At 71.8% G+C, this 20739-nt stretch carries 19 protein-coding genes; 11 read left to right on the top strand and 8 right to left on the bottom strand.

What is annotated here, in order from left to right:
• Positions 1 to 18 precede the first annotated feature (18 nt).
• The 3 genes from ACIRR9_RS38830 to ACIRR9_RS38820 form a co-directional block, all read right to left on the bottom strand.
• Entirely contained in the window at positions 19 to 1020 is a 1002-nt protein-coding gene (locus ACIRR9_RS38830; protein ID WP_403762168.1) for an ABC transporter substrate-binding protein, read from the bottom strand.
• Between the two features lie 71 nt (positions 1021 to 1091).
• Positions 1092 to 2126, bottom strand: coding sequence for an ABC transporter permease (locus ACIRR9_RS38825; RefSeq protein ID WP_365341309.1), 1035 nt, complete (start codon positions 2124 to 2126; stop codon positions 1092 to 1094).
• A complete protein-coding gene (locus ACIRR9_RS38820; RefSeq protein ID WP_403762164.1) occupies positions 2123 to 2917 on the bottom strand; it encodes an ATP-binding cassette domain-containing protein in 795 nt (264 codons plus the stop codon). The genes ACIRR9_RS38825 and ACIRR9_RS38820 overlap by 4 nt, the downstream gene beginning before the upstream one ends.
• A gap of 201 nt (positions 2918 to 3118) precedes the next feature.
• Here ACIRR9_RS38820 and ACIRR9_RS38815 point away from each other — a divergent pair, with 201 nt between their 5' ends.
• Together ACIRR9_RS38815 and ACIRR9_RS38810 are read left to right on the top strand one after the other, a co-directional pair.
• The gene (locus ACIRR9_RS38815; protein WP_403762161.1) at positions 3119 to 4129 is read left to right on the top strand and encodes a LacI family DNA-binding transcriptional regulator; all 1011 of its coding nucleotides are present in this window, start codon (positions 3119 to 3121) and stop codon (positions 4127 to 4129) included.
• Between the two features lie 608 nt (positions 4130 to 4737).
• The gene (locus tag ACIRR9_RS38810) at positions 4738 to 5790 is read left to right on the top strand and encodes an alpha/beta fold hydrolase (protein ID WP_403762158.1); all 1053 of its coding nucleotides are present in this window, start codon (positions 4738 to 4740) and stop codon (positions 5788 to 5790) included.
• On the opposite strand, the gene ACIRR9_RS38805 is transcribed toward ACIRR9_RS38810, so the two are convergent.
• Positions 5673 to 6293: an SDR family NAD(P)-dependent oxidoreductase gene (locus tag ACIRR9_RS38805; RefSeq protein ID WP_403762155.1), complete on the bottom strand. Its 621-nt coding sequence runs from the start codon at positions 6291 to 6293 to the stop codon at positions 5673 to 5675. The two genes, ACIRR9_RS38810 and ACIRR9_RS38805, sit on opposite strands and share 118 nt — an antisense overlap.
• A gap of 36 nt (positions 6294 to 6329) precedes the next feature.
• Complete coding sequence (locus ACIRR9_RS38800) at positions 6330 to 7289, bottom strand: SDR family NAD(P)-dependent oxidoreductase (RefSeq protein ID WP_403762152.1); 960 nt, start codon at positions 7287 to 7289, stop codon at positions 6330 to 6332.
• Positions 7290 to 7450: 161 nt separating this feature from the next.
• Here ACIRR9_RS38800 and ACIRR9_RS38795 point away from each other — a divergent pair, with 161 nt between their 5' ends.
• Positions 7451 to 8035, top strand: a complete 585-nt coding sequence (locus tag ACIRR9_RS38795) for a TetR/AcrR family transcriptional regulator (RefSeq protein ID WP_403762149.1) — start codon at positions 7451 to 7453, stop codon at positions 8033 to 8035.
• 80 nt (positions 8036 to 8115) lie between these two features.
• Positions 8116 to 8547, top strand: coding sequence for a malic enzyme-like NAD(P)-binding protein (locus ACIRR9_RS38790; RefSeq protein ID WP_403762146.1), 432 nt, complete (start codon positions 8116 to 8118; stop codon positions 8545 to 8547).
• Between the two features lie 104 nt (positions 8548 to 8651).
• On the opposite strand, the gene ACIRR9_RS38785 is transcribed toward ACIRR9_RS38790, so the two are convergent.
• Entirely contained in the window at positions 8652 to 9629 is a 978-nt protein-coding gene (locus tag ACIRR9_RS38785) for a zinc-binding alcohol dehydrogenase family protein (RefSeq protein ID WP_403762143.1), read from the bottom strand.
• Positions 9630 to 9720: 91 nt separating this feature from the next.
• On the opposite strand from ACIRR9_RS38785, the gene ACIRR9_RS38780 reads away from it, so the two are divergent.
• Complete coding sequence (locus ACIRR9_RS38780) at positions 9721 to 10065, top strand: ArsR/SmtB family transcription factor (RefSeq protein WP_403762140.1); 345 nt, start codon at positions 9721 to 9723, stop codon at positions 10063 to 10065.
• 127 nt (positions 10066 to 10192) lie between these two features.
• Here the strand turns inward: ACIRR9_RS38780 and ACIRR9_RS38775 are convergent, their stop codons facing one another.
• Entirely contained in the window at positions 10193 to 11512 is a 1320-nt protein-coding gene (locus ACIRR9_RS38775; protein WP_403762137.1) for an acyltransferase, read from the bottom strand.
• A 347-nt stretch (positions 11513 to 11859) separates the two neighbouring features.
• Here ACIRR9_RS38775 and rsgA point away from each other — a divergent pair, with 347 nt between their 5' ends.
• The 4 genes from rsgA to ACIRR9_RS38755 all read left to right on the top strand — a co-directional run bounded on the left by rsgA (position 11860) and on the right by ACIRR9_RS38755 (position 16330).
• Complete coding sequence (gene rsgA, locus ACIRR9_RS38770; protein ID WP_403762134.1) at positions 11860 to 12954, top strand: ribosome small subunit-dependent GTPase A; 1095 nt, start codon at positions 11860 to 11862, stop codon at positions 12952 to 12954.
• Positions 12955 to 13108: 154 nt separating this feature from the next.
• On the top strand, positions 13109 to 14503 hold the full coding sequence (locus tag ACIRR9_RS38765) for a DNA-3-methyladenine glycosylase 2 family protein (RefSeq protein WP_403762131.1): 1395 nt from the start codon (positions 13109 to 13111) through the stop codon (positions 14501 to 14503).
• Entirely contained in the window at positions 14503 to 14997 is a 495-nt protein-coding gene (locus tag ACIRR9_RS38760) for a methylated-DNA--[protein]-cysteine S-methyltransferase (RefSeq protein ID WP_403762128.1), read from the top strand. Before ACIRR9_RS38765 ends, ACIRR9_RS38760 begins: the two co-directional genes overlap by 1 nt.
• 151 nt (positions 14998 to 15148) lie before the next feature.
• Positions 15149 to 16330 carry an SGNH/GDSL hydrolase family protein gene (locus ACIRR9_RS38755; RefSeq protein WP_403762125.1) on the top strand — a complete coding sequence of 394 codons (1182 nt, stop codon included), beginning with the start codon at positions 15149 to 15151 and terminating at the stop codon, positions 16328 to 16330.
• Between the two features lie 14 nt (positions 16331 to 16344).
• On the opposite strand, the gene ACIRR9_RS38750 is transcribed toward ACIRR9_RS38755, so the two are convergent.
• Entirely contained in the window at positions 16345 to 16830 is a 486-nt protein-coding gene (locus ACIRR9_RS38750; protein WP_403762122.1) for a DUF456 domain-containing protein, read from the bottom strand.
• 420 nt (positions 16831 to 17250) lie between these two features.
• Between ACIRR9_RS38750 and ACIRR9_RS38745 the strand changes: the two genes are divergently transcribed.
• Together ACIRR9_RS38745 and ACIRR9_RS38740 are read left to right on the top strand one after the other, a co-directional pair.
• Positions 17251 to 18936: a protein phosphatase 2C domain-containing protein gene (locus ACIRR9_RS38745; protein WP_403762119.1), complete on the top strand. Its 1686-nt coding sequence runs from the start codon at positions 17251 to 17253 to the stop codon at positions 18934 to 18936.
• 60 nt (positions 18937 to 18996) lie between these two features.
• On the top strand, positions 18997 to 20739 hold the full coding sequence (locus ACIRR9_RS38740; protein ID WP_403762116.1) for a pyruvate dehydrogenase: 1743 nt from the start codon (positions 18997 to 18999) through the stop codon (positions 20737 to 20739).

Genomic DNA, 20739 nt, shown 5'->3' with positions numbered 1-20739 from the left:
GTCAGCCTCGTCTGGGCGTCAGCACTGCGACTTGTAGAAGTACTTGCTGACCGACGGGTCGCCCATGTTGTCCTTCGTGATCGCCACCATGTCGGTGCCGATGCTCTTGCTGACCGACTTGCCCTCGAAGGCGTTCGCGAGCTGGTCCACCGCCTGCCGGCCGATCGCCGCCGGGTCCTGGGCGACCAGCACCTGGAGGGTGTTCGCCTTCAGCGCGGCGACCTCGTCGGGCTCGGCGTCGAACGCGGCCACCTTCACCGCACCCTGCTTGCCGGCCTGCTTCAGCCCGGTGGCGATACCCGTACCGGTGTTGGTGTTGCCCGCGAACACCCCTCCGAGGTCCGGGTGGGCGGCGAGTGTCGACTGGATCTGGGAGGCGGCGGTGGCCGGCAGGTCGTTGTCGTAGAGCGTCGGCAGCACCTTGATGTTCGGGTACTTGCCCATCTCCTCCGTGAAGCCCTTGATCCGTGCGTCGGTCGTCGACACACCTGGCTTGACGCTGATGACGATGACCGAGCCCTTCTCGTTCATCAGCTTGGCCAGCGCGTCGGCGGCGACCTGGCCGCCCTTCTCGTTGTCCGACGAGATCCGGGTGATGCCGATCGACGTGTCGGTCACCGTGGTGTCCACCAGCGCCACCTTGGTGCCCGACGACTGGATCTGCTTGAGCGACGGCGTCAGCGCGGTGGTGTCGACCGGCGAGATCAGCAGCCCGTCCGGGCGGGCCGCCGCCACCGAGTCGAGCAGCGGCCGCTGCACCGACACGTCCCACTGCGCGGAACCGTCCGCCGTGAAGTCCATGCCCTTGGCCTTGGCCTCCTGCTGGGCGGCACAGGTCATCGTGATGTAGAACGGGTCGCTCTTCACACCCGTGATCAGCCGGACCTTCTTGCCCTTGGCACCGCCCGAACTCCCCGAACTGCCACCGTCGTTGGACGAGCTGCATGCCGAGGCCGCGCCCAGGGCCAGAACCGTGCCCACCGCGACCAGCAACCCGCGCCTGCTGCGAATGCTCCCCATCACAGAGTTCTCCTTGTCCTGCGTCCTGCGCGATCGAGTAGTCATGCACGAATCCGTCGTCCGCGGGCCCGTCATGCGCGTTCCCGGGTCTTCCTGCGCATCTGGTCGATGTAGACGGCCACGACCAGCACCACGCCCACCGCCACGTCCTGCCAGTACTGCTGGACGCCGATCACGATCAGCCCGGTGGTCAGCACCGCCGGGATGAACACACCGATCACCGTGCCCAGCACCGAACCCCGCCCGCCGAACAGACTGGTCCCGCCCAGGACCACCGCGGTGATCACCTTGAGGTTGTCGGTGGAGTGCCCGGCGATCGACGTGGTGCCGTACGACGCCAGCCACATCACCGCGCCGAGCCCGGCCAGCAGCCCCATCAGGCCGTACACCTTCACCAGCTGGCGGCCCACCGGAATACCCGCCCGCCGTACGGCAGTCGGGTTCGACCCGATGGCCAGAGTGTGCTCGCCGAACCGGGTACTGCCCAGCACCGCGCCGAAGATCGCCGTGACCACGGCCGCCAGGATCACCATCCAGGGGATGCCGAGCACCTTGCCGAAGCCCAGGCTGTTCTGCAGATGGGTGGAGGCCGCGCCGGCCGGGTCCTGGCCGCCGGTGGCGAGTTCGGCGATCCCCAGCGCCGCGCCGAGCCCGCCCAGCGTCACGATCAGCGGCGGCACCTTGCCGGTCGCCACCACCGCGCCCTGCAACGCGCCCCACGCCGTGCCCACGGCCAGCGCGATGACGGCCGAGAACGCGACCGTGCCCCAGCCCGAAGCCGGCCCGCCGTGATGGATGTTGTACTCACCCGCCGCCACCGCGGCCAGCACCAGCACCGACCCGATCGACAGATCGATGCCCGCCGTGATGATCACGAACGTCATGCCGACGCCGAGGACCAGGTAGATGGCCGCGTTCACGGCGATCTGGGTGATGTCGTACGTGGTGAAGAACTTGCCCGGCGCGGCGATGGTGAAGAACACCACCAGCGCCAGGAGGATCACAAAGGTCCACAGTTCGTTGAGGGTTGCCGCACGCCGGAGCCAGTCCGGCACGCCGGCACGGCTGTCGACGGCCGCGGGGGCCTTCTCGCTCTCGGCCGTCATCGTCCGTCCTCCACTTCCTTGCCCCCGTTCGGCCCGTCCAGCGAGCCGGTCATCGCCCCGACGAGTTCCTCGATCGTGGTGTCCGCGGCGGTGTACGACGCGACGCGCCGGCCCAGTCGCAGCACCTCCACCCGGTCCGCGACCGACAGCACCTCGGGCATGTTGTGACTGATCAGCACGACACAGATGCCCCGGTCTGCGACCCTGCGGACGGTCTCCAGGACGCGGGCGCGCTGGACGACCCCCAGGGCGGCGGTCGGCTCGTCCATGAAGATGACCTTGTGGGCGAAGGCGACCGCACGCGCCACCGCGACGGACTGCCGCTGCCCGCCGGACAACGTTGTCACGGCGGCCGTCACATCCTTGAGCTCCACGCCGAGTTCGGCGAAGGCCCTGACCGCCTCCCGGCGCATCGTGGGCCGGTCCAGGACGCCGATGCGCCCGAGCAGCCCGCCGCGCAGGATCTCCCGGCCGAGATAGAGATTGGCCGCCGCGTCGAGATCGGGTGCGAGCGACAGATCCTGGTACACGGTCTCCACGCCGTGCCGTTGTGCGTCCATCGGCCCGGAGAACCGCACCGGCGCGCCGTCCAGGCGGACTTCACCGGCGTCGGGGGAGAGCACGCCCGACAGGACGTTCACCAGAGTGGACTTGCCGGCGCCGTTGTCGCCGATGAGGGCGACGACCTCGCCGGGGTATGCCGTGAAATCGGCGCCCGAGAGCGCCTGGACGTGGCCGAAACGTTTGACCACTCCATGTGCCGTGAGCAGTGGTTCCCTTGCAGAGGCCATGTTGTGCCTTCTGGTTGGTATCGTTAACAGCTTGGCTGATTCTTGGGGCGCTCACAGCGGGGTGTCAAGGGTGCTGCAGACGGCGGTCGGCACTCCCGGATCTGTCGCCATCTTCCGTTGTTTGCACGGGCGTTGATATGCCGCCGAGTTGGTAACGTTAACGAGTCGACGCTCAAACGTGACGCAGGTGGAGGACGTGGCGTGACAGCGACCCGGCCGACCATGAAGGACGTTGCCGCGGAAGCGGGCGTCAGCGCGATGACGGTGTCCCGGGTCGTCAACGGCGATTCGGCCGTCGCCCCGAGGACCGCCGCACGGGTGGAGGCCGCGGTCCGCAAACTCGGCTACCAACGCGACGACGTGGCACGCCAGTTGCGCCGTACGGACCAACTCAGCCAGACCATAGGGCTGTTGGTCGACGACGTCGCGGACCCCTTCATGGCGGCCGTGGCCTCCGCCGCCGAGGACGTCGCCCGGCAGCGCGGCAGCGTCATGCTCATCGGCTCCAGCCGCGCCGACCCGCGCCGGGCGCGCGAGGTGATCGCCGCGTTCACCGCCCGCCGGGTCGACGGTCTGATCCTCACCCCGGCCGCCGGCAGCCACCGCTTCCTGCGCCCTGCCCAGGCGCAGGGTACGAAGATCGTCTGCGTGGACCGGGCGGCGCCCGGCCTGGACGTGGACGCCGTGGTGGTCGACAACTTCGGCGCGGTGCGGGAGGCCGTCGGCCGCCTGGTGGCGCACGGCCACCACCGGATCGGGTACATCGGCGACACGCCGGAGATCTGGACCTTCGGCGAACGCCGACGCGGTTATCTGGCAGCGCTGGAGTCGGCGGGGATCGCGGCCGACCCGGCACTGGTCAGGGACGGTGTGCGGTCGGGCGCGGAGGCGGCCGCGGCCGTCACCGCGCTCCTGGCCCTCCCCGACCCACCGACGGCCCTCCTGGCCGGCAACGAACTCCTTGCCTTCGGCGCCCTCACCGTCCTCCCCGCCGATCTGGCGTTCATCGCCTTCGACGACTTCGCGCTCGCCGCCCGGCTGACTCCGCCGGTCACGGTGATCGCCCAGGACCCGGTGGCCCTCGCGACCAGCGCGGCACACCTCCTCTTCGCCCGGATCCACGGCGATGTCTCACCACCGCGCACGGTGGTCATGCCGACCCGGCTGATCCAGCGGGGGTCGGGGGAGATACCCGGGCCGTTCGCCGCGTAGTGAGCGGGCCGACGGGTGGTCGGTGGCGGGTGGATGGACGCTGGGTTGGCGGGTGGATGGACGCTGGTGCTGATTTCTTCGTGCTCGCCGCCCCGGGCGGGCCGGACCTGCTTGACGAGCGGGTCGACTGCCGGGTTGCGGTCAGCGCGTGTGTGGCCGGGGGCGGCGGGGCACTGGTGCCCGCGGGGAGCACGGCGCGAGCGCGGGCGAGCGCCCCCTGATCCGCCGCTCCGGCCTCGTCGTACAGGCTCGCGTGCCCCCTCGTGCAGGACGGCCACGGGGTGGACGTGGTCGGGGGCGGCGTCGAGCGTGCGCGGCCGTGCCCGGCAGACGGCGGCGGTCGGGGCCACGTCGTCGACATTGCGGCACTCCGCAAGGTGTCTCCCGCGATCTCCTGGGCCACAGGCGATGGCCGGGCTCGACAGCTCGGCTGAAACGCGGGTTTCCGACGTGCCGGCGGTGCCACGTGCGCATGGTTTGCCGGAGTTGCGCCGTCACTCCGGCGGGTGTTGCATGGCCGAGGAAAAGGGCTTGTGCCAGTACCTGGCCATGTTCGTGGTGTCACCGTCCGTGGCCGTCGGCGCCGCCGCGAACAAGGAGACGCAGCGATGGAAGAGCCCAGGTTCGCGCATAGTCGTCGCCGATTCCTCGGCGCCGCGGCGGTGGCTGCGACAGCCACCGAGTTCGGATTGCAGGGAAGTGCACAAGCGCAGTCCGAAGACGGAGAGCGCGCGGCTCGCCCTGTGGTCACCGGCGCGACGCGGAGATCATTCGGCCCGGTGAGGCAGATTTCGGCCGGGGATCTGAGCGTGGGCTATGCCGAGGTCGGACCTGTGCACGGGCGCGCGGTCGTACTCATGCACGGCTGGCCCTACGACATTCACAGCTACACCGAGGTCGCGCCCTTGCTCGCGGCAAAGGGATACCGGGTGATCGTTCCTTATCTGCGCGGCCACGGCACGACTCGATTCCTTTCCAGCACAACACCCAGGAACGCCCAACAGTCGGTATTCGCTGTCGACATCATCGCCCTGCTGGACGCCCTCAGGATCGACAAGGCCATCCTCGCCGGTTACGACTGGGGCTCGCGGACCGGCGACATAATTGCGGCTCTCTGGCCGCATCGCTGCAAAGCGCTGGTGTCCGTGACCGGTTACCTGATCGCAAACGTCGAAGCCAACAAGATGCCATCGCCGCCGAAGAGTGAATGGGCATGGTGGTATCAGTACTACTTCGCCACCGAGAGGGGCGTGCTCGGGCTCAAGGAATACCGGCGCGACCTGGCCAGACTCGTCTGGAAGTTCAACTCGCCGACGTGGAACTTCGATGACGCGACCTTTGATCGCACGGCAGCGGCCTTCGGTAATCCGGACTACGTCAGCATCGTGATCGACAATTATCGCTGGCGGCTCGGCCTCGTAAAGGGTGAGAGCCGGTACGACGGACTGGAAGAGCGTCTTGCCGCGGGCCCGGTCATTGCGGTGCCGACGATCACCATTGACGGAGCGCACGATCCCTTCACGCCTCCGGGAAACGGGTCGGCCTATCGCAAGAAGTTCACCGGCGCATACGCGCACCGGACCTTGGACGTCGGGCACAACGTTCCGCAGGAGGACCCGCAGGGCTTCGCGGCGGCCGTCGTCGCGGTCGACGGACTCTGATCGCCCGCGCGGCGACGGGACCTGCCCACTCTGATCGGGGGCCCGGACCAGGACCTCGTTGACCGACACGCGGCGGTCGCCCGTGACGACGAAGACCACCGTGTGGGCGATGTCCTCGGGACGCACACGCGCTGTCGCATGACCTCTGTTGACCGGGTCCGCGACGCCGCGGGGGAGACTTCGGCGGCGCGCAACAGGTGCGGCAGCGCCGCGTGGGGACCGGGATGGCCAAGCCGCCGCGTGGGGACCGGGATGGCCAAGCCGCCGAGTTGTGCGACCACATGCTCGACCGCGGCCGCCGCCCGGTCCTGTTCCGTGATGCCGGCCTCCACCGCGAGCGCCTTCCCGCTCTCTGCGCGGATCTTCTCGACCGGCCCTTCGACCCGGTCGCGGCGCCGGGCGACGAGCGCGACGACGGCGCCGTCCGCGGCCGGGCTCAGGGCGGTCGCCGCGCCGATGCCGGCGCCGGCCGGCAAACGGTCGCTCCGGGCGCGAACGGTCACGCGGCGGTATCGCGGAGATGGCCGATGACGTGGTCGTCAGACCGTCGTGCCGGCGGTTGCGACCATGGCGAGGGAGATCTGCCACAGGCTGGCCGCGCTTCTCGCGTCCACGGCGTGGGCGGCCACTCCCCGGCGCACACCGGGCCGGTGCGGGCCGGCCTCGTTGCAGTCCTCGAAGTAGCGGCCGGTCACACCTTCGACCAGCGGGGAGGCGGCGAGCAGTGCCGAGGTTGCCGCACCCTGCTCGATGTTCTTCCAGGACACATCGGTGCTGGTGGCGTCGAACGAGGACGGGCTGTTGGAGATGTCCCCGATATGGCGGCCGAGCCGGGTGCTGGTGATGCGGCCGGGGTTCAGGGCGTTGACGGCGATCGAGTCGGGAGCCCAGCGGCGGCCCGCCTCGACCGCGAACAGGACGTTGGCGGTCTTGGACTGGCTGTAGGCCGCCCAGGGGTCGTAAGGGCGCTGCTCGAAGTTGATGTCGTCGAAGCACACATCGCCGTTGACGTGGCCGACCGAGCTGACGGCGACCACGCGTGCGCCGCGGGCGGCCGCCAGGGCGCTGTGCAGACCGGCGGCCAGGGCGAAGTGACCGAGGTGGTTGGTGGCGAACTGCATCTCCCAGCCCTCCTTCGTCCGCTCCAGCGGCGAAGCCATCACGCCGGCGTTGAGGACCAGGATGTGCAGCGGTCCCCGCCATGCTTCCAGGAAGGCGCGTACGGAGGTCTGGTCGGCGAGGTCGAGCCTCGCGGCGCGCACCGTTCCGGGGCCGCCCGACGGGGTGATCTCCTCGGCGACCTGCACTCCTGCGGCCAGGTTGCGTACCCCGACGACCACCTCGGCGCCGGCGGCGGAGAGGACCCGAGCGGTCTCCCGTCCGATGCCGGAGGTGCCTCCGGTGACGATGGCGCGCCGGCCGCTCAGGTCGATGCCGGCCAGTGTCTCCGCGGCGGTCGTCTGCGCGCCGAACGGGGTCGTGACGAGGTTGTCGGTCATGGGAATCTCCAGCAAGAGGGGGGAATGGCGCGTCTGAGGGGACGGCCGGTGGCACAGGGGCACGGGCCGTCGTACGCTCATATCCGGAACTGGTTCCGGTTCACCTACGAGGCTAAGCGGAACCGGTTCCGGTAGCAAGTGCGGCAGGAAGGGAGTCGAGAGTGACTGGCCACGAGGGGGACGCGGTGCGGCCGCGGAGGCCGCTGCGTGCGGACGCGCAGCGCAATGAGGACCGGCTGCTGGAGGTGGCGGCGGCCGCCTTCGCACGTGAGGGGGCCGGTGCTTCGGTGAAGGACATCGCCCGTGCGGCCGGCGTCGGAGTCGGCACGCTCTACCGCCGGTTCCCGTCCAAGGAACTGCTCATCGAGGCGGTCTATCGGCAGGAGGTGCAGCGCCTGTGCGAGGTGGCACCGCACCTCACTGCCACGCAGCCACCGGTGGACGCGCTGCGGTCCTGGATGGAGCGTTTCATCGACTTCATGGCCGCCAAGCAGGGCATGGCCGATGCGCTGGCCGTGGTGCTGACCGACGAGAGCGAGCGGCTGCACACCCGGGCCCTGCTCGCCGACGCCATCTCCCACCTGCTCGCCGCCGCACAGACCGAGTCCAAGGCGCGACCGGGTGTCGATGCCCGGGACGTACTGATGGCCCTCGGCGGGATCAGCCTCATGGCCGGCAGCGAGGGGCAACGCGACCTGGCCGGCAGACTCATCGACCTGCTCCTGCACGGCATCGTGACGAACTGACTCGCCCGGCGTCCCGTCGGTCGTGCGACGGGACAGGCGCCGTCTTCCCGATCTCCAACCCCACCTCCCGTATCGAGGCCATGCCCGCCGACGTCATCGCCTGGTCCGGGGGGAAGGCGCTCGTCGCGACCGGAATCCCCGTTGCGCCCGTGGAACACGACGGCGTGACCCACCAGATCGGGCAGGCCAACAACGCGCTGCTCCACCCGGGCCTGGGCCTGGGCACGATCGTCTCCGGCGCGTCCCAGGTGACGCCGGGCATGCTGATCGCGGCCGCACAGGCCGTCGCGGACCAGGTCGACCTGTCGGAGCCGGGCGCCTCTCTGCTGCCGCCGGTGGACAACCTGCGGGAGTCCTCCCGCGATCACCGCGACCGCGGTGATCAAGGCGGCGCTCGACGACGGCGTGGCCACCTCCAAACCGATCGACATCGCGGAGGCTGCGCCGAGGACTTCGACCGCATCGTCGATCCCACCGCCATGGTCGGCCGGACATGGGCCAGCCGGCCATGAGCCCTCAACGCCCCCCGGAGTTCCAGCGAGCGGGGACAGCGGGGTTCCGTGGTTCCGGCCGAAGATCCCATGGTGAACGGGCCGAGGTGCGCGGGAGGCTGCGGTCAGTCGGTGATGCGCAGCAGCAGCTTGCCTGTGGACGTGCGTCCGCCGATGAGCCGGTGTGCGTCGGCCGCGTCCGACAGGGAGAACTCGGCGGTGACGGGAAGGACGACCACTCCGTCGCAGACGGTGCGCAGGCCGCGTTCGGTGAGCGCACGCAGGGCTTCGGGTGCGGACCGGGCGAGGCCGAGCACGGAGAAGCCCGCTACGGAGCGGCCCTGCGCGTACAGCTCGTCCTGTCCGGCCCGCCAGGGCTCGGCGCCCCCGGCGTTGCCGAAGGAGACCAGGCGCCCGAAGACGGCCAGCGCCTCCAGACCGCGGCGCAGCGTGTCGCCGCCCACCGGGTCCAGGACCAGGTCGACGCCCCTGCCGCCGGTCGCCCGGCGGACGTCCGTCTCGAAGGTGCCGGGCCGGAACACCTCGTCGTAGCCGTGCTTGAGTGCGTAGTCGGCCTTGGCGTCGCTGGAGGCCACCCCGTACACCGCGCCGGCGCCCGCTGCCCGGGCCAGCTGCCCGACCGCCGTGCCGATGCCGCCCGCCGCGCCGTGCACCAGCACGCTCTCCCCGGCCCGCAGCCGCCCCACCTCGTGGACCAGGGCGTGCGCGGTGGGCAGCACGGTGGGCAGCGCGGCCGCGGTCCGCAGGTCCAGCCCCTCGGGCAACGGGAAGACCCTCGCGGCCTGTGCGAGCACGACCTCGGCGTAGCCGCCGCCGTCGACGAGTGCGATGACCTGCTGTCCCGCCCGCAGACCCGCGACGCCCTCCCCGACCGCCCGGATGCGCCCGGAGACCTCCAGACCCGGACGGTGGGGCAGCGACGCCACCCGGTACCCCTCGGCGCGCGCCTTGACGTCCGCGAAGTTCACCCCCGCCCAGGCGGCCTCGACGGTCACCTGACCGGGGCCCGGCTCGGGTGCCGCGGTCCGCACGACGCGCAGCACCTCGGGACCGCCGTACTCATGGAACTCGACCGCACGCATACGCAGAACCACCCTTCCGCGAGTGTTCAACCGGAAGCGAACACTAGCACTGTACGATGGTCATCGAACACTGGGCGAGGAGGACATCGAAATGGCGGACCGGACCGAAGGCACGAGTCACCGTCCGGCACCCGTGCACACGCACCCCGACGACGTCCCGCTTCTCACCGCCCTGTCCGCGCTCGCGGATCCCGTGCGCATCCAGCTGGTCCGCGACCTGGCCGGCCACCCCGACTGGGCGCTCAGCTGCAGCAACTTCGACGTACCGGTCGGCCGGGCCGCGAAGAGCCACCACTTCTCGGTCCTGCGCGACGCCGGCCTGGTCGAACAGCGCGACCAGGGCCCCAAACGGCTCAACCGGCTACGCCGCGAGGAGTTCGACGCCCGCTTCCCCGGCCTCCTGGACCTGACCCTCCGCCCGGACGACACCGAGTGACAGCGGACGGCTGCTGGTCACGGCGTACCGGTGCACGGACTCGACGGTACGACAGCCGGCCCCGCACCGAGCCGATCCGCAAGGCCGAGCAGGTCCGCGAGACGCAGCACCCGTCCGTCGAATCTCGTCACACGCGGCCCGGAGTACGGGTCTTCATGGGCCGGCCGAGTCGGGGTGACGTCGTCCGGCGGGTGAGCATCACCAGTGCCGTGCCCGATGCCAGGCCCAGGGCCGGTAGTGCGGGGAAGCGGCCGTCGGGCGCGAAGCCCTGTACGGCCAGGCGGGCCAGGGCGGTGACGGCCATGGCCAGGCCGAGCCACAACGGCCAGGCCCGGCGCGGGGCGGCGTCCGGACTGGTCCGTTCGTACAGCACGGCCAGGCCGCGCTCCAGCGGCCCGAGCGCGGACACGGCGCCGGCCAGGACGAGGCCGAGGATCAGCAGCCACGGCACGCGCAGCGCCCACCATGCGGCGGACCCGAGACCCGGCTCGGGCGCGAGGCCGGTCAGGTAGAACGCGGCGGCGACGGCCAGCACCGGCAGCATGTGCCACAGATACAGCGTCATGCTGGCCGCGCCCACGGGGCGAACCACGCGCCACACCCGCTCGCGGTCCAGCAGCCGTCGCACCGGCGGCGCGGCGAGGAGGCACAGCCCGACCTGGGCCACCACCCACGCCAGCATCGCGGCCGACGGCGGATCGGTGTTGCCGGGGGCCTGCCCCGTCACCAGGATCAGGCTGACCGGGAACGGCCCGAAGGCCACGAGCGCGGCAAAGGCCACCCCGCCGCCCGCCGCCATCGCGAACGGCACCAGCCGACGCCCGGTCAGCAGCCCGTCCCGCCAGCAGAATCCCAGCTGGTAGGCGACACCCCATACGAGTAGGTAGTTGAGCAGCCCGACATACGGCATGTGCGCCGCCACCACGAGCACGTCGACCGCCAGGGCGACCGCCCCCGTCGCCGACGGGACGCGGAGCCCCCAGTGCCGGTGCGCCGCATACAGCAGTGGTGTCAGGGCGCTGAGCAGCAGATACACCGGAAGGAACCAGAACTGCATCGCCATCGCCCAGCCCACCAGCGCGAGCGTGTCCGCGTCCACGCCGGCCGCCGAACAGACACCGACGGCGAGCAGCACCAGACCGCTGTAGGCGCCCACCGGAAGGAGCAGCCGCAGCGCCCGCCGCCCCAGCCACCCGGCGGCCGTACCTCCGGCCGCCCGGGCCCGCGACCAGGAACCGCCCGCGGCATGGCCGCCGGCCAGGAAGAACAGCGGCATGATCTGGAACGCGAGGGTCAGCCACTGGGTCCAGGGAACGACCGCCAGCAACTCCGGGGCGGTGATCTGCCCACCGGGCTCCCGGACCAGGGCCGTGATCAGCCAGTGGCCGAGGACCACCAGCGCGATCGCCCACGCGCGCAGGAAGTCGACATAGCGGTCTCTGCTCATGGACCGTCATGCTGCCGCAGCTCAGGCGCCGTCGTGCCGGGACGCCCATGCCGCAATCATTCCGTGCCCGGTACGACACCGCCCGCGGAGACATGGCCCGTGGCCCTGCCATAAATCGTTGGCGCCCGAATGTGCGCGCATCTAGAGTGAGGCTCGCTTCACGCAGCGGCTGTTCGCCGCTGCTGTCGGCCGAGCGAGGAACGGGAGGTGTGACCGATGGCTGTCTCTGTGATGGGCGCTGCCCGCAACCAGAAGTTCATCCACTCCACCTCCGTGGTCTCCGGCTGACCTTTTCCACTCTCACGCCACCGTGCGTGTGCCGGGGCCACCCTTGTGAAGGGTCACCCTTGACTTCCAGCTCTGCTGTTTTCTCCGTGCTCGCTCCCTACGGCTGGGACGAGACCTGGGCGAAGGAGTTCGCCCCCTACGACGCCGAAGGACTGCTGGCCGGACGTGTCGTCCGGGTCGACCGCGGTCAGTGCGACGTCGTCACCGCCGGCGGGACGCTGCGCGCCGACACCGCGTTCGTCACCCCCAACGATCCGCTGCGGGTTGTGTGCACCGGCGACTGGGTCGCCGTCGAGCCCGGCGGCAACCCCCGCTACGTACGCGCGTATCTGCCGCGCCGTACCGCCTTCGTGCGCTCCACCTCCTCCAAGCGGTCCGAGGGGCAGATCCTCGCGGCCAACGTCGACCACGCGATCGTCGCGATCTCCCTCGCCGTCGAGGTCGACCTCGGCCGTATCGAACGGTTCCTGGCGCTGGCCTGGGAGTCCGGGGCGCAGCCGGTCGTGGTCCTCACCAAGGCCGACCTCGTCCCGGACCCGGTGACGCTCGCGCATCTCGTCGAGGACGTCGAGACGACGGCACCCGGCGTGCCGGTCCTGACGGTCAGCGCGCACCAGGGCGACGGCCTGGACGCGCTGGTCGCCCTGGTCGGCTCCGGTACGTCGGTGCTGCTCGGCCAGTCCGGCGCCGGCAAGTCCACCCTCGCCAACACGCTCCTCGGCGAGGACGTGATGGACGTCCGGGCCGCGCGTGACGTGGACGGCAAGGGCCGGCACACCACGACCACCCGCAACCTCCTCGCACTGCCGGGCGGAGGAGTACTGATCGACACACCGGGACTGCGCGGTGTCGGGCTGTTCGACGCCGAGACCGGGGTCGGGCAGGTGTTCGCCGAGATCGAGGAACTGGCCGAGGGGTGCCGGTTCTCCGACTGCGGGCACGAGAGCGAGCCGGGGTGCGCGGTCCGGCTCGCGGTGGAGACCGGGGAGCTGCCCGAGCGCCGGCTGGACAGCTACCGCAAGCTGATGCGGGAGAACCAGTGGATCGTCGCGAAGACGGACGCTCGGGTGCGGGCCGAGATCAAGAAGGACTGGAAGCGCAAGGGCGCTGAGGGGAGGGCGGCGATGGAGGCGAAGCGGGGGCGGTGGCGGTAGCCGTCCGGGCAGGGGTGCGTGGGGGCTGAGCGAGCATGTCCCCGCGCCCCTGAAGGGGCGCTGCAGTCGGCGCTTCTTCACCGGTCCCGGTACCAGCGTCGTGTCCGTTTTCCGCCGGTCGTGGGGCTCCGTATCGCTCACACTGGAACATGTGATGGACGAGGACACCAGGTACGAGGCGGTCCGCAGCCGCGACGCCCGCTTCGACGGCGCGTTCTTCTTCGCCGTCGAGACGACCGGGATCTACTGCCGCCCCAGCTGTCCGGCGGTCACCCCGAAGCGACGCAACGTCCGCTTCTTCCGCACCGCCGCCGCGGCACAGGGCTCCGGCTTCCGGGCCTGCCGCCGCTGCCGGCCCGACGCCGTCCCCGGCTCCGCCGAGTGGAACGTCCGCGCCGACGTCGTCGGCCGGGCCGTGCGGCTGATCGGCGACGGTGTCGTCGACCGGGAGGGCGTCGGCGGCCTCGCCGACCGGCTCGGCTACAGCGCACGCCAGGTGCAGCGGCAGCTCACCGCCGAACTCGGCGCCGGCCCGGTCGCCCTCGCCCGCGCCCAGCGGGCCCACACCGCACGCACGCTGCTGCAGACCACCGAGCTGCCGGTCACGGAGATCGCGTTCGCGAGCGGGTTCGCCAGCGTCCGGCAGTTCAACGACACGGTCCGCGCCGTGTACGCCACGACCCCCAGCGGACTGCGCGAGGCGGCGCCGGGCGGGCGGGGCGCCCGGCGCGGCTCCCCGGCCACCGGGATCCCGCTGCGGCTCGCCCACCGCGGCCCGTACCAGGCCCGCCCCGTCTTCGACCTGCTGGAGCGCGAGGCCGTGCCCGGCGTGGAGGAGGTCACCGGCACCGCCGGCGCCCGCACCTACCGCCGTACCCTGCGGCTGCCGTACGGCCATGCCGTCGTCGCCGTCGAGGAGCGCGGCGGTACCACCACCGCGAGCAGCGGTGCCCATCCCGGCGGCTGGCTGGAAGCCCGGCTCCGCCTCACCGACCCGCGCGACCTGACCACCGCCGTACAGCGCCTGCGCCGGCTGTTCGACCTCGACGCCGACCCGTACGCCGTGGACGAGCGGCTCGCCGCCGACCCGCGGCTCGCTCCGCTGGTCGCCGCCCGGCCCGGGCTGCGCTCGCCCGGCGCCGCGGATCCGGCGGAGGCGGCCGTACGGGCGCTGACCGGGAGCGCCGACGCGGAGCGGCTGGTCCAGCGGTACGGCAAGACGCTGGACGCCCCGTCCGGGAGTCTCACCCACCTCTTCCCGGAGCCCGCCGTGCTCGCCGGGGCCGAGCCCGACGGGAGTCTGGGCGCACTCGCCACGGCGCTCGCGGACGGCACGGTACGGCTGGACCCGGGCGCCGACCGGGACGACGCGGAGGCCGCGCTGCGGGCGCTGCCCGGCATGGGGCCGGCGGTCGTCGCCACGATCCGCGTCCGCGCGCTCGGCGACCCCGACGTCGCCCCGCCCGGCCTCGACGTACCGGACGACTGGCGGCCGTGGCGGTCGTACGCCGTCCGACATCTGCTGTTGCAAGGAGAGTTGAGGAACTGATGGGTGTCACTTACTGGACGCGGATCGCCTCGCCGGTCGGGGAGCTGCTCCTCACCGCCGACGCCGACGGCGCGCTGACCTCGCTGTCCGTCCCCGGACAGAAGGGCGGCCGGAGCGTCGAGGCGGGGTGGCAGCGGGACCCCGGCCCCTTCCGGGCGGCCGAGGAGCAGCTCGCCGCGTACTTCGCCGGCGAACGCAAGGAATTCCAGCTGTCGTTGAGTACCCACGGGACCGTGTTCCGGGAGCGGGTGTGGGGTGCGCTCGACGATGTCCCGTACGGGGCGACGACGACGTACGGGGAGATCGCCGCGCGGATCGGGGCGTCCAGGATGGCGGTCCGGGCGGTGGGCGGAGCCATCGGCGCCAACCCGCTGCTGATCGTGCGGCCCTGTCACCGGGTCATCGGCGCGGACGGCTCGATGACCGGGTACGCGGGGGGACTTGAGCGGAAGGTCCGGCTGCTGGGGCTGGAGGGAGCGGTGGAGACCGACTAGGACTTGGGGGAGAGCCCTTGCCCGGGTGCGGGGCCGTATCGATGTACGGCTCCACGCTCCGCCACCCGAGTGGAACCCCGGACGAGTTGCCGCCCGGCTCGGCCCCCGTATGTCACCTTCCCCTCCAGTGGGCCTACGGAAGCGGGTGTGGATGGGCAAGGTCGGGCAGGTTCTCGCGGTGGCGCTGCTGTTGCTGGTGGGTACGACGGGGCGGGCCGGCGCCGACGACAACCCCTCGCCCTGGACCGGGAGTTGGGAGGCCGCGCCCTCCGGTACCAGCCCCGCCGTTGCCGGCGCCGCGTTCCGCAACGTCGTGCACCTCAGCCTCGGCGGCAGCGCGGTGCGGGTGCGGATCAGCAACCGGTTCGGCAGTGTCCCGCTCCGGCTCGGCGCGGTCACCGTCGCCCTGCGACACGGCCACGGCCCGGACGCCGTACCCGGCTCGATGCGCATCGCCACCTTCCGGGGCGCCGGCACAGCCGTCGTACCCGAAGGGCAGGACCTGGTCAGCGATCCGGTGCCGCTCGCGGTTCCGGCCGCCGCCGATCTGCTGGTCACCGTGGAGACCCCGGGCGACTCCGGGCCGGCCACCTTCCACCGTGTCGCGCTCCAGACCAGCTACCTGGACCCGGACGGCGCGGGCCGGGCGGCCGACGAGGCCGGAGCCGCGTACACCCGGACCACCGACCACTGGTACTACGTCACCGGCGTCGACGTACGGGGCGACGCCCACGGCAGCGTGGTCGCCTTCGGCGACTCCCTCACCGACGGCAACGGCTCCTCGACCGACACCAACCACCGCTGGCCCGACCGGCTCGCCGAACGGCTGCGCCCCTTCCGGTTCGGCGTCCTCAACGCCGGGATCTCCGGCAACCGTCTGCTGGCCGACAGCACCGGCGGACCGGGCGCCCTCAACCGGCTGGACGCGGACGCCGTCGCCCGTTCCGACGTCCGGACCCTGGTCGTCCTCGAAGGCATCAACGACATCAAGGGCACCCCGGACGCGACGGATCCCGGTGACTTCGTGCGCGCCTACCGGACCATCGTGGCCCGCGCCCATGCGCGCGGGATCCGGGTCATCGGCGCGACGCTCACACCGGACGGCGGCTACAGCGGCTACACCGAGGCCCGGGAGGCCGTACGGCAACAGGTGAACGCGCTGATCCGCTCCGGACAGGTCTTCGACGCGTACGTGGACTTCGACGCCGTGGTCCGCGACCCGGAGGATCCGCAGCGCATCCGGCCCGCCTACGACCCCGGCGACCATCTGCACTTCAACGACACCGGCATGAGCGCCCTGGCCGCCGCCGTCCCGCTCGCCGACCTGTTCTGAACGGCCGGTGCCGGTCAGCCGCCCCAGACCACCGCCACCAGCCAGCCCGCCGCGATCAGCAGACAGGCGAACAGCTCGGCCAGCACGCTGGAGCCACCCGCGTTCATCGTGGTGCGCAGCGCGGCCGTCGCCTCGGCGCGCCGGCCCAGCCGGAGCCGTTCATGGAGGTAGACACCGGCCATGAAGCCGGGGACCGCGCCGACGACGGGGACGAGGACGAAGCCGAGCAGGGCGCCGAGCCCGGCGTACACGCCCATCCGGGGGGTCGCGCCGCTCGCCCGCAGCCGGCGCGGCGGCAGCGCCCAGCGCACCACCAGCGACAGCAGCAGCACCACGGTGGAGCCGACCAGAACCGCCCAGGCCAGCGGGCGCGGGTCGTACAGCGCCCACCACAGCACCGCGGCCCACACCAGCCACGAACCCGGCACGCCGGGCACCATCACTCCGCACAGGCCGAGCACCAGCACCAGGCCGACCAGCAGGAGTTCCCCTGCTCCCATCTGCCCAGAGTGCCGTGCGGGTCGGCCCCGGGCCACCCGGCCCCCGTCACGTATACGTGTGTCGATGGGAATCCGACGGGTGATTCACAGCTGTTCGCCAGGAACACCCGTCACAATCTGGCCCTCCGGCCGACGCGACCGCGTCCGGCCGTGCGAACGGTGACCCGGGCCCATGACGCGTGCGTAGGGGATCTGGGGCCGGGTCACTCCGGTGTCGCCGGGTGGTTCTCCCGTGGGGGGTGGGACCACCCGGCGACTCACACGTGTCAGCCGCGCCGTCCGCCCCACGCGTGTCGTCGATTCCCTTTCCTCGTACGGGCGTTCAGACTGTCACTCGATGCGCCGTTCGATACGGGTTCGGGTGCGGGATTTTCCGGATGCCCCGTTTTCATCCGGCCCGTGCGGTGGACAATTAGGGGCATGAGCCAGCCAGGGGGTAGGCCCGCCCGTCATGAGGACGACTGGTGGGGGCAGTTGTACGACGACTCCACCGAGGACACCGGCCCCACGGCCGCGCCCGATTCGCTGGACGACCGTTTCGCGTCGGCGAAGCACACGGTGGCGGGACGGCGGGGCGTCGCCGAGGATCCGGGCGACCACGACCGGCAGCCACCGCCGACCGTGCCCGCGCAGCGCGCGCCCGGCGCGGACGCCGAGGCGGACCCGAAGTCCTGGCCGTGGGACGAGGAGGACCAGGACCTGCCGCCGACGGTCGAGGCCCCGACGTCCCCCCACCCCACAACCCGCTTCGACGTACCCACCCTCCCGCCACCCTCGCCCCCGACCACCCCACCATCCGCCCCGATCCCAGCCCCGCCGCCCTCGGCCCCGGCTGCGCCGCCCTCGGCCCCGGCCGCCTGGCCTTCCACCCCGGCTGCGCCGCCCTCGGACCCGGTCGGTTCGCCATCCGATCCGGCTGCGCCGTCCTCGGCTCCGGTCGGTTCGTCCTTGGCCTCGGCCGCCTGGCCCGCCACCCCGGCCGCGCTGTCCTCGGACCCGGTCGATTCGCCCTCCACCCCGGCCACCTCGTCCTCGGCCTCGGTCGGTTCGCCATCCGATCCGGCCGCCTGGGCCGCCACCCCGGCCGTGCCGTCCTCGGCTCCGGGCGCCTCGTACTCCGCGCTCGGGGGCTCGTTCTCCGCCGTGGACTATGTCGGCTCGGGGCCGCCCACCTACGACGCGGAGCCCACCGCTCTGCCCGTCGCCGACCCGGACGAACTCGAGGATCTGGTCGCCGACACCGTGCTGGACGGCGCCCGGTACGGGGCCTGCACGCTGCGGGCCGTCTCGCAGCGCGGCGACTCTGCCCGGTACCGGGGCGAACCGCGCCGTGACGCGCTGCTCACCGCCCGGTTCGGGTCCGGTGACCAGGCCCTGGTCCTCGTCGCGATGGCCACCGGCGCCCGGGCCACCCCCGGCGCGCACCGGGCCGCCGCCGAGGTGTGCGAGTGGATCGCCCGCGCCGTGGGCCGCAGCCACCAGCGGCTCACCGCGGACATCCAGGCCGCCCGGCGCGGCGACCTCAAGTCAGGGCTGCACCGGCTCACCGACCGCAGCCTCGGCAAGCTCCGCGCCAGCGCCGCCGAACAGGGCATCGCCTCCGACGAGTACGCGGCCAGCCTGCGCTGCCTCCTCATCCCCGCCCACCCCCAGTGCCGTACCCGCGTCTTCTTCGGCGTCGGCACGGGCGGACTGTTCCGGCTGCGGGACGGCGAGTGGCAGGACATCGAGCCGCGCGTCGACGCCGACACCCCCGGTGAGGCCGTGGTCGGCTTCGGCTCGCCGCCCGCCGAGACCCCGGAGGGCGACCGGCTCACCATGGACCTCGGCATCCCGACCCCGCCGAGCCCCTTCGAACCGGCCCCCGAGCCGCCCCGTGAGCCCTTCCTCTTCCGGGCCTCGGTAGCCCGCCCGGGTGATGCCCTCGTGATGTGCACCGGAGGTCTCGCCGACCCGCTGCGCGGCGAGCCCGCGCTCTGCGCCTACCTGGCCCGGCGCTGGTCCGGCCGTACTCCGCCCGGCCTCGCCGCGTTCCTCGCGGACGCCCAGGTCCGGGTCAAGGGCTACGCCGACGACCGTACGGCGGCGGCCGTCTGGGAGGCGTGACGGCGGCCGCTGTGCGTGGATGGGAGGTATCCGCCCGGAGAGAAGGGGCACCCGTCCGCCATGGCCAAGCAGAACGTCGCCGAGCAGTTCGTCGACATCCTCGTCCGCGCCGGAGTACGCCGTCTCTACGGGGTCGTCGGCGACAGCCTCAACCCCGTCGTCGACGCCGTCCGCCGCAACTCCGCCATCGACTGGATCCATGTCCGCCACGAGGAGACCGCCGCCTTCGCGGCCGGCGCCGAGGCCCAGATCACCGGCAAGCTGGCGGCCTGCGCCGGCTCCTGCGGCCCGGGCAACCTGCATCTCATCAACGGCCTCTACGACGCCCACCGTTCCATGGCCCCGGTCCTCGCCCTCGCCTCCCACATCCCCTCCAGCGAGATCGGCCTCGGCTACTTCCAGGAGACCCACCCGGACCGGCTCTTCCAGGAGTGCAGTCACTACAGCGAACTGATCTCCAGCCCCCAGCAGATGCCCCGGCTGCTCCAGACCGCCATCCAGCACGCGGTCGGCCGCAGCGGGGTGAGCGTGGTGTCCCTGCCGGGTGACATCGCCGACCAGCCCGCCCCGGAACAGACCGCCTCGGCCGCCGTCGTCACCTCACGGCCCACCGTCCGTCCCGGCGACGACGAACTGGACAAGCTCGTCGCGATGATCGACGCGGCCGACAAGGTGACGCTGTTCTGCGGCAGCGGCACGGCAGGGGCGCACGCGGAGGTCATGGAGCTGGCGGAGCGGATCAAGTCGCCGGTCGGCCATGCCCTGCGGGGCAAGGAGTGGATCCAGTACGACAACGAGTTCGACGTCGGCATGAGCGGGCTGCTCGGCTACGGCGCCGCCTACGAGGCCACCCACGAGTGCGACCTGCTGATCCTGCTCGGCACCGACTTCCCGTACAACGCCTTCCTCCCCGACGATGTGCAGATCGTCCAGGTCGACGTCCGCCCCGAGGTGCTCGGCCGCCGCTCCCGGCTCGACCTTGCGGTGTGGGGCGATGTGCGCGAGACGCTGCGCTGTCTGGTGCCGCGCGTGCGGGCCAAGGAGAACCGGCGGTTCCTGGACCGGATGCTCAAGAAACACGCGGACGCGCTGGAGGGGGTGGTGAAGGCGTACACCAGGAAGGTCGAGAAGCACGTCCCGATCCATCCGGAGTACGTGGCCTCGGTCCTCGACGAACTCGCCGACGACGACGCGGTGTTCACGGTCGACACCGGGATGTGCAATGTCTGGGCCGCCCGCTACATCTCGCCCAACGGCCGCCGTCGCGTGATCGGTTCGTTCTCGCACGGCTCGATGGCCAACGCCCTGCCGATGGCCATCGGCGCCCAGTTCACCGATCGGCGGCGGCAGGTCGTGTCGATGTCCGGGGACGGCGGATTCGCCATGCTGATGGGCGACTTCCTGACCCTGGTCCAGTACGACCTGCCGGTCAAGGTGGTCCTCTTCAACAACTCCGCGCTCAGCATGGTCGAGTTGGAGATGCTGGTCGCGGGCCTGCCCGCCTACGGCACCAGCAACACCAACCCCGACTTCGCCGGGGTCGCCCGCGCCTGCGGTGCCTGGGGGGTGCGGGTCGAGAAGCCCAAGCAGCTGGCCGGTGCGCTCAGGGACGCCTTCAAGTACCCCGGCCCGGCTTTGGTCGACGTCGTCACCGACCCCAACGCGCTGTCCATCCCGCCGAAGATCAAGGCCGAGATGGTCACCGGCTTCGCGCTCTCCGCGTCCAAGATGGTGCTCGACGGCGGTGTGGGCCGGATGCTCCAGATGGCCCGCTCCAATCTGCGCAACGTGCCACGGCCGTAG

It is taken from the genome of Streptomyces sp. NPDC101234, assembly GCF_044767525.1.
GTDB classification, from domain to species: Bacteria; Actinomycetota; Actinomycetes; order Streptomycetales; family Streptomycetaceae; genus Streptomyces; species Streptomyces sasae.
Note: the sequence above shows the minus strand (reverse complement) of the source record. Positions and strands in the feature narration are given on the sequence as shown.

Coding starts and splice junctions, on each gene's coding strand:
- ACIRR9_RS38830 (WP_403762168.1), bottom strand. CDS start 1,020: ATGGGGAGCATTCGCAGCAGGCGCGGGTTGCTGGTCGCGGTGGGCACG.
- ACIRR9_RS38825 (WP_365341309.1), bottom strand. CDS start 2,126: ATGACGGCCGAGAGCGAGAAGGCCCCCGCGGCCGTCGACAGCCGTGCC.
- ACIRR9_RS38820 (WP_403762164.1), bottom strand. CDS start 2,917: ATGGCCTCTGCAAGGGAACCACTGCTCACGGCACATGGAGTGGTCAAA.
- ACIRR9_RS38810 (WP_403762158.1), top strand. CDS start 4,738: ATGGAAGAGCCCAGGTTCGCGCATAGTCGTCGCCGATTCCTCGGCGCC.
- ACIRR9_RS38800 (WP_403762152.1), bottom strand. CDS start 7,289: ATGACCGACAACCTCGTCACGACCCCGTTCGGCGCGCAGACGACCGCC.
- ACIRR9_RS38790 (WP_403762146.1), top strand. CDS start 8,116: ATGCCCGCCGACGTCATCGCCTGGTCCGGGGGGAAGGCGCTCGTCGCG.
- ACIRR9_RS38785 (WP_403762143.1), bottom strand. CDS start 9,629: ATGCGTGCGGTCGAGTTCCATGAGTACGGCGGTCCCGAGGTGCTGCGC.
- ACIRR9_RS38780 (WP_403762140.1), top strand. CDS start 9,721: ATGGCGGACCGGACCGAAGGCACGAGTCACCGTCCGGCACCCGTGCAC.
- ACIRR9_RS38775 (WP_403762137.1), bottom strand. CDS start 11,512: ATGAGCAGAGACCGCTATGTCGACTTCCTGCGCGCGTGGGCGATCGCG.
- ACIRR9_RS38765 (WP_403762131.1), top strand. CDS start 13,109: ATGGACGAGGACACCAGGTACGAGGCGGTCCGCAGCCGCGACGCCCGC.
- ACIRR9_RS38760 (WP_403762128.1), top strand. CDS start 14,503: ATGGGTGTCACTTACTGGACGCGGATCGCCTCGCCGGTCGGGGAGCTG.
- ACIRR9_RS38755 (WP_403762125.1), top strand. CDS start 15,149: ATGGGCAAGGTCGGGCAGGTTCTCGCGGTGGCGCTGCTGTTGCTGGTG.
- ACIRR9_RS38750 (WP_403762122.1), bottom strand. CDS start 16,830: ATGGGAGCAGGGGAACTCCTGCTGGTCGGCCTGGTGCTGGTGCTCGGC.
- ACIRR9_RS38745 (WP_403762119.1), top strand. CDS start 17,251: ATGAGCCAGCCAGGGGGTAGGCCCGCCCGTCATGAGGACGACTGGTGG.
- ACIRR9_RS38740 (WP_403762116.1), top strand. CDS start 18,997: ATGGCCAAGCAGAACGTCGCCGAGCAGTTCGTCGACATCCTCGTCCGC.